This window comes from Pseudomonas benzenivorans (assembly GCF_024397895.1).
GTDB lineage: Bacteria > Pseudomonadota > Gammaproteobacteria > Pseudomonadales > Pseudomonadaceae > Aquipseudomonas > Aquipseudomonas benzenivorans_A.
On record NZ_CP073346.1, the window covers coordinates 4,296,312 to 4,308,179 of the forward strand.

Genomic DNA, 11,868 nt, shown 5'->3' on the forward strand with positions numbered 1-11,868 from the left:
CCGTGGGCCAGGGTGGCCCCGGCGACCGGCGTAATCGATATATTTTGCGGCGGGCGAAGGGCGGGCAGACACGGAGGCGGGCAAACCAGCCGGCAAACTGCTAGAGTGCCGCGCGTTATTACTTTTGAGGATCCACCCATGGCTACCAACCGTTCCCGTCGTCTGCGCAAAAAACTCTGCGTGGATGAATTCCAGGAGCTGGGTTTCGAGCTGAACCTGAATTTCAAAGAGGACCTGACCGACGAAGCCGTTGACGACTTCCTCGACCAGTTCCTGCGTGACGCCATGGAAGCCAATGGTCTGGGCTATGTGGGCGGCGACGACTACGGCCTGGTCTGCCTGGCCAAGCGTGGCTCGGTGAGCGAAGAGCAGCGCGCCCAGGTCGAAGCCTGGCTGAAGGGCCGCAGCGAGCTGATCGACTTCAGCGCCAGCCCGCTGATCGACGTCTGGTACCCGGAAAACGCAATCAATCCGGCCTGATGTCATGTGGCTGGGCATGCGCCGCGCATGCCCAGCCGTTACCCCCCCGCCTCTCCGCTCTCCAGGCCCGCCTTGGCCAGCACCGCCGCCTCGTCCACCGCATCGATCTGCGCCTGCTGCATGAAACGCTCGGCGTATTCCCGGTAGACCCGCGCCCGCACGAACAGGCCGAACAGCTGCGGGTCGATATGCGCCGTGCGGCACATCTCGGCCATCAGGTTCAGCGATTCCGACAGCAGCTTGCCCTTCTTGTAGGGACGGTCCACCGCGGTCAGCGCCTCGAAGATATCGGCGATCGCCATCATCCGCGCCGGCAGGCTCATCTGCTCGCGGCGCAGGCGTTTCGGGTAGCCGCTGCCGTCCATCTTTTCGTGATGACCGCCGGCCATCTCCGCGACGTTCTGCAGGTGGGGCGGGAAGGGCAGGCGATCGAGCATGAGGATGGTCTGCACGATGTGGTGGTTGATGATGTAACGCTCCTCGGTCGTCAGGGTGCCGCGACCGACGCTGAGGTTGTGCAGTTCGCCGCGGTTGAACTTGTACTGCGGCACCTCCAGCTGGAAGCCCCAGGGATTGTCGGCCGGGATCAGCTCGTCGGCAGGGCGCTCGAGCAGGTGTTCGGGCTTGTCGGCCAGCAGCGGCTCCTCCACCGGCAGGCTCGCGGGCGGCCGCCGCTGCAGGCGCTGGGCCTCCTCCCAGGACACGCCGAGACGGTCGTCCAGGGTGCGGGTCCAGGTGCGTGAGGCGATCTGCCTGAGGCGCTCCTGGTCGGCCTCGGCCATGCTTTCGCCGCCCAGGTTGCAGGCGGCGACGAAGGCGAACTCCTCATCCAGGCTGGCCAGCAGCGAGTCGCGCAGTTCGCCCAGGGCATTCGGCTCGCCACCTTCGGCGCAGCCGCGCCAGTAGGCGATCCAGGCATCGCGCTTGAGCACCTCGAAGCGCATGCGCACCTCGTGGATGCGGTCGTACAGGGTTTCCAGCTTGGTCGCCTTGTCCACCACGTATTCCGGGGTGGTGACCTTGCCGCAGTCGTGCAGCCAGGCGGCGATGTGCAGGGCTTCCCATTCCTCGACGCTCGGCTGGTAGTGCTGGAAGGCGGGGTCGTCGCTGTCGGCCGCGGCACGGGCGAGCATCAGGGTGATCTCCGGCACCCGCTGGCAGTGGCCGCCGGTGTAGGGGCTCTTGGCGTCGATGGCGCCGGCGATCAGCTGGATGATGGCGTCGAGCAGCTTCTTCTGGCGCAACAACAGGCGCTGGCTCTCGATGCAAAGGGCGGCGACACCGGACACTGCCTCGACGAAAGCCACCCGTTCGCGGCGCAGCAACGCCAGTTCGCGAGGCTCGCCGCTGTCGCAGTGCAGCAGAACCAGTATGCCGACCGTGTCGCCCTGACGGTTGTGCAGGCCGGTGGCGACCAGGTGGACGCGTGGACTGTCGAGGGTGCTCAGCAGGCTGCGGTAGTCGCCGGCCTGGTCGAAGCCGAGCGAGACCACCGCGCTCGGCCCGCCACCGGCAGGCCCCCGCAGCCACTCGGGCAGGGCATCGGTGGCATTGTCGTAGCCGGGTATGTGGTGCTGGCCGAGACTGCGTCGTGTGCCATCGAGGAACAGCCCCTGGGGTTCCAGGCGGCCGTGCTCGGCGTCGACCAGGTAGATCAACCCGCCCTGGGCCTGGCTGATGCCCACGGTTTCCTCCAGGACCCGCTCGAGCAGGATGTCGAAGCGCGTCACGGCCGACAGGCTGGCGGCGATCTCCAGGAAGCTGGCAATGGTCTCCTTCATCTGGGTCATGGACACCGCCAGCTGATCGACCTCCAGTACGGGCGAGTGGCCGCTGGCGGGATACTGGAAATCGAAGCGGCGGATCGCCTCCGCCTCGTCGACCAGGGACTTCAGCGGCTTGACCACCAGGCGCGAGGTCAGCCAGCCCAGTGGCAGGCACAGCAGCAGGGTGGCGAGGGTGATCAGCGCGCCCTGCCAGCGCAGGCGATAGGCGTCCGCCAGCAGTTCGTCCTCCGGCACCAGCAGCGCCAGGAACAGCCCTTGCGGGCCGCCTTCGACCAATCGGCTGCGTGACACCACCCAGCGCCGTCCGCGCAGCTCGAGCACGCTCTGTTGCAACTCCCCGGTGTCATTGGCCAGCAGGGCGTCGATCTCCGGACTGAGTTCGCGGGCCGGGCTCAGCATGGCCTCGCCATCCATCATCATCATCAGACGGGCGCTGTCGGGGTAAGCCACGGCGTTGCCGGCGGGGTCATAGAGAACGACCTGGCTGCTGGCGGTGATCTGCCGGTCTGTCAGGGCGGCGGACAGCTCGGCGAGGGTCAGGTCCGCGGCCAGCACGGTGGTCAGGCCGCTGCGCCTGGCCAGGGTGGTGCCGACCTCGGCGGTGGAGAAGAACACATAGGGCTTGGTGGTGATCTGCCCGCCGTCGACGCGGGCGCGGCGGTACCAGGGGCGACTGCGCGGGTCGTAGTCCTCATCCAGGCGTGGGCTGCGGCTGAGCAGGTTCAGGGAGCCGTCGAAGAACAGGTAGGCGGCCTCGACCCCGGCGGCGCTGCGGTCGATCGACCAGACCTGAAAGGCCGCGTTGTCCGGTGCCGAGAAGCGCAGCTTGATTGCCTCGTCACGCAGCGGCCGGACCATGAAGAAGTCGCCGTCTTCGTAGCCGAGGTACAGCGAGGCCATCTTCGGGTTGTCGCGAAGGGCCTGGGCAAAGGGCTTGAGCAGTGCCAGGCGGCCCTGCAGGTCGCCGGCCTGGCTGGCCTCGTTCAACGCCAGCAGGCTGAGCAGCTGGCGGATCGGCTGGTAGGTGTGCTCGAGATCGAGCTGCACGTTCTGCTGGATCTGGGTGAACAGCCGGGCGCTGCTGTCGAAGATGATCTGGGTGGTCTGCCGGTGGTTGAACACCCCCAGCACGGTGCCGGTCAGCAGCAGCAGCAGGGTGAACAGCAGGCTGATGTGCACGTGCAGGGGAAAGCGGCGATCCCGTGGCCAGAATCTGCTGGGCATAGCGCGTCACTCCGTCGGTTGCGCCGTTGAGCCATAAGCATAGTGAAGGGGGCGTGCAAGCGTCGGCTGAAGGCCGATCGCCGCCGGATTGAATCCAGGTCGCTCAGCGGGTGTTACGGGTGGCGGTGCTGTGTCGGGCGCGATTCTCCAGCAGCTGTCGCAGGCCATACATCAGCAGCGCCACGCACAGCGCCAGGACCACGCCGAACAGCGCGTTGAGCAGGCGCGGCTGGGCCAGTTGCCAGTCCAGGGAAAGGCTTTCGGCGAGCAGCACGAAGCTGAGGGTGGTCTGCATCACGAACACGCCATAGTGGTTGGCCTGCAAGGCGCGACTGATGGCTATCAGTGGCACCAGAATGGCCACCATCAGTGGTGGGTCCTGCAGGCTGTGACCGAGCAGGATCAACAGGCCGGCGGCGGCCAGGCTGGCCAGGCTCGATTGCAGGGCGCGTACCAGGCTGCCCTGAAACTCCAGCTGCAGGGTGGTCACCACGATCAGGGTCAGCCAGTAGCCGTGGTGCAGGCCGGCGAGACTGACCAGCATTCCTGCCAGGCCCAACGCCAGGGTGCAGCCCAGCGCGTGCAGGCGCCACTGCCGGCGTGGCAGGCGCCTGGCATGGCGTCTGAGGACTTTGAGGATGCCGATGAAGCGCGGCATGTAGGGCCACATGCGCAAACCATGCAGGCCGCGCAGGCCGAAGGCCAGCAGCATGACCCAGAGGCCGCCGAGGATGAACAGGGTGGCGATGGCGTAGGGGTTGTTGAGGTTGCCGATGCCGTACTGGCCCTGACCCAGGCACAGGCACAAGGCCAGGCCGAGCCCCTGCTTGCCCGCCTCGCTGCCGAAGCGTTGCAGCCAGGCGAGGAGGAAACCGAACGCGGCGAACAGGCCCAGGCTGATCAGCGGATCGCTGGCCGACCAGAAGCCCAGGCCGGCGCTGCAGGCCCCGAGCCCGGTGAGCAGCAGCATCCTGAGCATGCCGAAGCGGTGCAGGGGGCTGGCCTGGGCCGCCTGAAAGGCGCCCAGCGAGGCCCAGAGAAAACCGGTGTGGCCGCTGAACAGGCCCAGCAGCAGGGGCAGTGCGCAGCCGATACCCGCCACCAAAGCCGGTCCCCAGGCGGGCGGGCCGGCGTGCCAGCTGAGGGTGTCGCGCAGGGCCTGTCTCATCGATTACACCGGACTCGAACGTCCCGTCATTTCGCGGGCCATTTCAGTAGCGTAGCTGTCGGTCATGCCGGCGATGAAGTCGATTATGCGCAGGAAGGACTTGTGCAGCGGCCAGCTCGGGTCGGGCGCATTGTGACCGAGCAGGTCGAGGATGCGCCGGTGCTTGAACGACGGTGCGCGGCCGCCCTGTTGCTCCAGCGCCGCGCCGCAGAAGGCGTTGAGGAGGATCTCCAGGGTGGTGTAGGCGCCGATTTCATGCAGGGTCTTGCGCTTGTCCTGAAAGATCTTCTGCCGCGCCATGGCCTTGGCACTCTGCACGCAGCGCTTGGCCGGGCCGTGCATGTGCTCGACCAGATCGCCTTGCAGGGTGCCGGCCAGCAGCGCCGGTTGCTGGGCGACAAAGGCGTGGGCGGCGGCGTTGGTCAGGTGCTCGATGGCCTTGCCGCGCAGGATCGCCAGCTTGCGCCGCCGGGAATCCTGTGGGCCGAGTTGTCGATAGGTTTGCGGCAGGTCGTCGCCGACCAGGTCGAGCAGCAGGGCCTCGACCTCAGCGTATTCGAGCAGGTCCATCTCCAGGCCGTCTTCCAGGTCGATCAGGCCGTAGCAGATATCGTCGGCCGCCTCCATCAGGTACACCAGCGGGTGGCGCCCCCAACGCTGCTCCTCGAGCTGGGGCAGGCCGAGCTTCTGGGCGATCTGCTCGAGCAGCGGCAGTTCGCTCTGGTAGCAGCCGAACTTGTGCTTCTTGTAGCCCAGCGCCTCGGCGTGGCGGGCCGTCCAGGGGTACTTGAGGTAGGTGCCGAGGGTCGCATAGGTCAAGCGCGTGCCGCCGTCGAACTGGTGGTATTCCAGCTGGGTGAGTACACGAAAGCCTTGGGCATTGCCCTCGAAGCTGAGGAAATCTGCGCGCTCGGCCTCGCTCATCGCGTCCAGCCAGCCACGCCCGGCGGCCTGCTGGAACCAGTGGCGAATCGCGTCCTCGCCGGAGTGGCCGAATGGCGGATTGCCGATGTCGTGGGCCAGGCAGGCCGACTGCACGACCATGCCCAGGTCGCTCGGCTCGCACCAGTCGGGCAGGGTGTCGCGGATCATCTCGCCGACGCGCATGCCCAGCGAGCGGCCGACGCAGCTGACCTCCAGCGAATGGGTCAGGCGGGTGTGGATGTGGTCGTTGCTCGAGACCGGATGCACCTGGGTCTTGCGGCCCAGGCGGCGAAAGGCGCCGGAGAAGATGATGCGGTCGTGGTCTTTGTGAAAGGGGCTGCGGCCCAGTTCGTCGACGCTGTGCGTCGGCTTGCCGAGACGCTCACGGTTGAGCAGGGTTTGCCAGTCCAAGGACGATCCTCGCCATTCAGTGGCCGATGGGCCTAGCTTCGGGGTTCACGCGAGCGCCTGCAAGCTCTGCTTGGCGACGAGACCGGCACCTGGCGGGGCGGGGCCGGCGTTGCTAAGGTCAATGCAGGGTGCAGATGGAAGCATTAGGCCAGCTATAAGCCGATTTAACGGCGAAGTTGCGTCTTTCCTGGCGCGCTCGGGCCCGGATGGCTCGGTGCAGTCGAGGCGTGCGGAGTCAGGTACCGGATGACGCGGTTTTCCCTTTTAGAGGTGGGTGTATGAACAATGCAATCGTCTTGCTCGCTCGGCTGCTGCTCGCACATATATTTCTGCTGGCCGGCATCAACAAGATTTCCGGTTTCGCCGGTACCCAGGGCTACATGGAAAGCATGGGGGTGCCCGGGGTGCTGCTGCCCTTGGTGATCCTTCTCGAGGTGGGCGGCGGTCTGGCGCTGATCCTCGGCCTACTCACCCGCTGGGCGGCGCTGGCGCTGGCGGCGTTCTCGGTGGCGGCGGCTGTGATCTTTCATTCCAACTTCAGTGAACAGATGCAGATGATCCTGTTCATGAAGAACTTCTCCATGGCCGGGGGCCTGCTCATGCTCTACGTGCACGGCGCGGGGGCCATCAGCATCGATGCCATGCGCGGCAGGTAGTGCGGCATTGGGCGCGTCTGGCGTGGCAGGCCGCGCCAGCTTCGCGCTTGCGGTGCAGTGAGCCCTTGAGCCGAGGGGGGCGCGCATCGCTTAGGCTGGCCAATGCCCTGGCCGCTGCAGTCATCGGAACATTGGGCGTGGCCGGGATCTGCCGGGCCTTCACCCCGGCAAATTGTCGAAGGCATTCAATGCGCGCCCATGCATTGGCGCGGCTCACGGCTCAGCGCTCGCGCAGCGCCTCCGAACGGGCCTTGAGTACCGGCTTGAGCAGATAGTCCAGCACGCTTTTCTCGCCGGTGATGATGTCCACCGTGGCGATCATGCCGGGAATAATCAGCAGCGGGTTTTCGTCGCTGCCCAGGTGGCTCTTTTCGGTGCGCACCTGGATCAGGTAGAAGCTGTTGCCTTCATCGTCGGTGATGGTATCGGCGCTGATCAGCTCCAGGTTGGCTTTCATGCCGCCATAGATGGTGTAGTCGTAGGCGCTGAACTTGACCATGGCCTTCTGCCCCGGGTGCAGAAAGGCGACGTCCTGGGGGCGGACCTTGGCCTCGATCAGCAGGTTGTCCTCCAATGGCACGATCTCCAGCATGTCGTTGCCGGGCTGGACGACGCCGCCGATGGTGTTGATCTTCAGTTGTTTGATCACGCCCTTGACTGGGGACATCACCGTGGTGCGGCTGACCCGGTCCTCGATCGCCGAGCTGGTCGCGGTGATCTTCTTCAGCTCGGTGCGCGCCTCGTTGAGCGCCTTGAAGGCTTCGGAGCGGAACGCCAGTTCGGACTCCTCGATCTTGCTTCTGATTTCGCTGATGGCCGCTTCGGCCCGGGGGATGGCCAGGTTGGTGGCATCCAGGGAGCCGCGTACCTCGACCGCACTGCGACGCAGGCGGAGGATTTCCACCTGGGAAATCGCGCCGCTGGCCACCAGCGGTTGCGACATGTTCAGCTCCTGCTGCAGCAGACCGAGACTGGAGCGGTATTGCCGAGACTTGGAGCGAAATTCCGCCAGCTCCTGCTCCTTCTGCCGCAGCTGCTCGCCGAGCGTACGCTGCTCGCTGTGCAGCCGCTCCTGCCGCGAGCGATACAGGGCCAGTTCGTCCTCGGCCAGCTGCGGCGCGCCGGCGGTGATGGCCTGCGGCATGGCGATGTCGCGGCCCTCGGCCTCGGCGCTCAGGCGTTCGATGCGGGCGATCAGGGCCAGGCGGTCGGCTTCGGTCTCGCCCTGGTTGGAGAGAAAGCGGGTGTCGTCGAGGCGTAGCAGCACATCGCCTTTGTCCACCACCTGGCCCTCGCGCACGAATATTTCGCTGACGATGCCGCCTTCCAGGTTCTGGATCACCTGGATCTTGCTCGAGGGTATCGCCTTGCCCTCACCGGTGGTGACTTCCTCCAGCACCGCGAAATGGGCCCAGGTCAGTGCCGAGAGCAGGCAGGCGGTGACCAGCCAGATGGTGATGCGCGAGAACCAGGGCGAGTCCTCGAGCACGGTGCCCTCGACCTCGGGCATGAATTCGGTGTCCTGCCGCTGTCGACGCAGGCTGGCAAAGTAGTCGCTGACGGTCTGGTTGGCTTGCATATATGGGTCCTAGCTCGCCGCCGGGCCGACGCGGCCGGTGCGCAGGGCCTCGATCACCGACTCTTTCGGGCCGTCGGCGACGATGTGGCCGTTGTCCAGCACCACCAGGCGTTCGACCAGGCTTAGCATCGACGCGCGGTGGGTGATCAGCAGCAGGGTTTTGCCCTGGGCCCAGGTCTGCAGGCGATTGCGCAGGATCTCCTCGCTGGTGTTGTCCATCGCGCTGGTGGGTTCGTCGAGCAGCAGGATGGGTGGGTCGAGCAGAATGGCGCGGGCCAGCAGCACGGCCTGACGCTGGCCACCGGAAAGCAACTGGCCGCGTTCGCCCACCGGCCGGTCGAAGCCCTGCGGGTGCTGTCGGGCCAGGTCGTTGACGCCGGTCAGTTCGGCGACCTCGAGCATGCGCGCGTCGCTGATGTAGCGGGCCCCGAGGGTCAGGTTGTCGCGCAGGCTGCCGGCCAGCAGGGGCAGGTCGTGGGCGACGTAACCGATCTGGTGACGCAGGTCGGCGACGTCCAGCTGGCGCAAATCGAGGTTGTCCAGCAGGATCTGGCCTTGCTCCGGCTCGTAGAACCCCATCAGCAGGCGGGCCAGGGTGCTCTTGCCCGAGCCGCTGCGGCCGATGATGCCGATGCGCTCGCCCGCGGCCATGCGCAGGCTGACCTCGGCCAGGGCGGGCGCGCTCTGGTTCGGGTAGCGGAAGGTCACCTGGCGGATGTCCAGGGCGCCCTTGAGCTGTGTGCGCTCCAGGGGCCGTTGCTTGGCCTGGCGTTCCTGCGGCAGGGCCATCAGCGCGTCGGTGCTGGTCATGGTCAGCCGGGCCTGCTGGTAGCGCGTGATCAGCCCGGCAATCTGGCCCAGCGGCGCCAACACCCGGCTGCCGAGCATATAGCAGGCCACCAGGGCGCCCACGCTGAGGTCGCCGGCGATAATGCTGTAGACCCCCGCGACTATGGTGGACATGCCGGCAAGCTGTTGCAGGAACAGCGTGCCGTTGGTTGCCAGGGCCGACAGGAAGCGTGCATGGCTGTCCAGGCGGGTGACCGCGCCGTGGGTCTTTTCCCACTCGTGCTGGCGTTCGCTCTCGGCACCGTAGGCCTTGAGGGTTTCCAGGCCGCTGAGGGTTTCGATCAGCAGGGCCTGGCGTTGTGAGGCCAGTGCCAGGCTCTTCTGCACCGTGTCGCGCAACCGGGTCTGGATGATCAGGGCGAACAGCGCGGTGAGCGGGAAGGCCAGCAGGGGAATGACCACCAGCCAGCCGCCGATCAGCCAGATCACCACGATCATCAGCAAGGCGAACGGCAGGTCGATCAGGCTGGTCAGGGTCACCGCCGTAAGGAATTCCCGCAGGCCCTGGAAGTCGTGGATGCTCTGGGCGAAGCCACCGACGCTGGCCGGTCGGGCCTTCATCGCCATGCCACTGATGCGTTCGAACAGGGTGGCCGACAGCACCACGTCGGTCTTCTTGCCGGCGCTGTCCAGCAGGTGGGCGCGCAACACCCGCAACAGCAGCTCGAAGCCGGTGCCGATGAACAGGCCGATCGCCAGCACCCAGAGCGTCGCGGTGGCCTGGTTGGGGACCACGCGGTCGTAGGTCTGCATGACGAACAGCGGCACCAGCAGGCCCAGGGCATTGATCAGCAGGCTGGCGAGGATGGCGTCGGAATACAGCCAGCGCGACAGCTTGAGGGTGTCGCGGAACCAAGCTTCGATGCGCGGGACCAGAGGCCTGTGTGCGTCCTCCAGCTCGTGCCGGGGGCGGGCGAACAGGGCCTGACCGCTGTATTCATCGGCCAGTTGCCGGCGACTGACCCACTGCTCGCCGCCTTCCGCCTCGCTGGGCAGGATCAGCGCCTGGTCTTTCTCACCCCATTTGCGCAACACCGCCGTGCGGCCGTCTTTCAGCAGCAGCAGGACCGGCAGGTTCAGCGCGGAAATGGCACCCAGTTCACGACGCAACAGACGCGCCTGCAAGCCGGCGCGGGCCGCGGCACGGGGCAGCAACTCGGCGCTCAGGCGTTGCTCGGGCATCGGTAGACCGGCGCTCAGGCTCGCGCGGCTGACGGTGCAGCCGTGCAGCCTGCAGAGAATCAGCAGGCCATCGAGCAAGGGGTCATCGTGGCTCAGGCGAGGGTCACTGGCGGGCCCGGGCCGTTCCATGGTCGTCACGTACTACAGCTCCTCGGCCGGTACTACTTCATTTCCGGCAAGCGTGCCTCGCTCTTTACCTCGGTAAGGGCTACAGCCTCGGCCGGTACCACGACCTGCTGCTGACGCAGCAGCTCGCCCATGGCCGCGATCACGCGGTACATGGCGAACTCCTCGGTGTAGCGCACTTCGCTGTAACGGCGGTTGGCTGTGAAGAGTTCGTTCTCGCTGTCGAGCAAGTCGAGCAGGGTGCGTTGGCCCAGGCGAAACTGCTGCTGATAGGCCTCGCGCACTCTTGCAGTGTAGTCGGCGTAGTCGCGGGCCTTGGGGGTCTGCAGGCGGGCGTTCTCCATGGCGTTCCAGGCCAGGGAGAGGTTTTCGTTGAGCACCCGCAAGGCGTTGTTGCGAATGTCCATGGACTCGTTGATCTGATGGGCGGTGGATTGCAAGCGGGCCTTGTCGCGCATGCCATTGAACAGGTTGTAGTTCATCACCACGCCGGCACGCCAACCGTTGGAATGTCCTTCATCGCCCTGCAGGTTGTCGTCCGCGCTGGTCGCCACCTCGACATCCAAGCGTGGGTAGAAGGGCGACTTGGCCACCTCGTACTGCTTCTCGGCGGCGTGGACATCGGCCTGCGCCGATTTCAGAAAGGGGTTGTTGTCCATCACCATCTGCCGCGCGGCAACCAGGTCCGCCGGCATCGAGCCTCTGACCGTGGCCGGGGAGGCCAGCTCATCGGGCATGCGCCCGACGGCGCTGAAGAAGTTCGCCTCGGCGTCGGCCAGGTTGACCTGCTCGGTGTAGAGGTTGTTCTGCGCCAGGGCCAGACGGGCCTGGGACTGGTCGAGGTCGGCGGTGCTGCCGACGCCCTGGCGGCTGCGCAGGTCGATCTGATCATTGATGCGCTGGTGGGCGAGCAGGTTGTTCTTCGCCAGGGAGGCCAATTCGCGGCGCTTCAACACCTCCAGGTACACCTCCACGGTGCGCAGTGCCAGGCTTTCCGAAGTACCCAGCACCCGGTAGGCGCGCGAATTGACCACGGCTTCGGTGCGGGCCACTTCGTTAGGGGTATTGAAACCGTCGAACAACATCTGCCGCAGGCGCAATTCCGCGTTGCGGTAGTTGAGGGTTTCGGTGTTGTGAGAGCCCGGTACGCGTGCGCGGGTGGTCGGGCTGTCGGTGTGCTCGCGGCCGTAGCCGACCAGCAGGTCGACTGTCGGCAGGTAGCCGCCCTTGGCGATCTTCATTTCCTCTTCCGACGAGAGGCGGCTGTTGATGCCGGCGTGAATTTCCGGGTGGTTGTCCAGCGTGCTCTGGATCGCCTCGGACAAGGTCATCGCCTGGGCCTGGGCGCAGGTCATTGCCAGCAGCATGCCGGCCCAAAGGGGGTTTAAAGCGCGCATGTGATGAATCTCCCTATATAGGTATTTTTTTCTGTCGCCAGAAACTTGTCTCTTTCTGGGCATATAAACGCTTCAGGCTCTTAAC

General features: G+C 66.0%; 8 protein-coding genes. 2 read left to right on the forward strand and 6 right to left on the reverse strand.

The features are described from left to right. Positions 1-138: 138 nt before the first annotated feature. Positions 139-480: a YggL 50S ribosome-binding family protein gene (locus tag KDW96_RS20170; protein WP_255837993.1), complete on the forward strand. Its 342-nt coding sequence runs from the start codon at positions 139-141 to the stop codon at positions 478-480. Between the two features lie 38 nt (positions 481-518). Here the strand turns inward: KDW96_RS20170 and KDW96_RS20175 are convergent, their stop codons facing one another. The 3 genes from KDW96_RS20175 to KDW96_RS20185 all read right to left on the reverse strand — a co-directional run bounded on the left by KDW96_RS20175 (position 519) and on the right by KDW96_RS20185 (position 5,994). Next, positions 519-3,491, reverse strand: coding sequence for an HD domain-containing phosphohydrolase (locus KDW96_RS20175; protein ID WP_255837994.1), 2,973 nt, complete (start codon positions 3,489-3,491; stop codon positions 519-521). Between the two features lie 103 nt (positions 3,492-3,594). Beyond that, positions 3,595-4,659, reverse strand: coding sequence for an FUSC family protein (locus KDW96_RS20180; RefSeq protein WP_255837995.1), 1,065 nt, complete (start codon positions 4,657-4,659; stop codon positions 3,595-3,597). A 3-nt stretch (positions 4,660-4,662) separates the two neighbouring features. After that, the gene (locus KDW96_RS20185) at positions 4,663-5,994 is read right to left on the reverse strand and encodes a deoxyguanosinetriphosphate triphosphohydrolase (RefSeq protein ID WP_255837996.1); all 1,332 of its coding nucleotides are present in this window, start codon (positions 5,992-5,994) and stop codon (positions 4,663-4,665) included. A gap of 278 nt (positions 5,995-6,272) precedes the next feature. On the opposite strand from KDW96_RS20185, the gene KDW96_RS20190 reads away from it, so the two are divergent. Continuing rightward, on the forward strand, positions 6,273-6,650 hold the full coding sequence (locus KDW96_RS20190; protein WP_255837997.1) for a DoxX family protein: 378 nt from the start codon (positions 6,273-6,275) through the stop codon (positions 6,648-6,650). Positions 6,651-6,870: 220 nt separating this feature from the next. Here the strand turns inward: KDW96_RS20190 and KDW96_RS20195 are convergent, their stop codons facing one another. From KDW96_RS20195 to KDW96_RS20205, 3 genes are read right to left on the reverse strand one after another with little or no spacing between them, the layout of a single operon-like run. Further along, positions 6,871-8,229 (reverse strand): HlyD family type I secretion periplasmic adaptor subunit, encoded by a 1,359-nt coding sequence (locus tag KDW96_RS20195; protein WP_255837998.1) that lies wholly within the window; start codon positions 8,227-8,229, stop codon positions 6,871-6,873. A gap of 9 nt (positions 8,230-8,238) precedes the next feature. Continuing rightward, positions 8,239-10,389, reverse strand: a complete 2,151-nt coding sequence (locus tag KDW96_RS20200; RefSeq protein ID WP_255840579.1) for a type I secretion system permease/ATPase — start codon at positions 10,387-10,389, stop codon at positions 8,239-8,241. A 32-nt stretch (positions 10,390-10,421) separates the two neighbouring features. Next, complete coding sequence (locus tag KDW96_RS20205) at positions 10,422-11,783, reverse strand: TolC family outer membrane protein (RefSeq protein ID WP_255837999.1); 1,362 nt, start codon at positions 11,781-11,783, stop codon at positions 10,422-10,424. Positions 11,784-11,868: the final 85 nt, after the last annotated feature.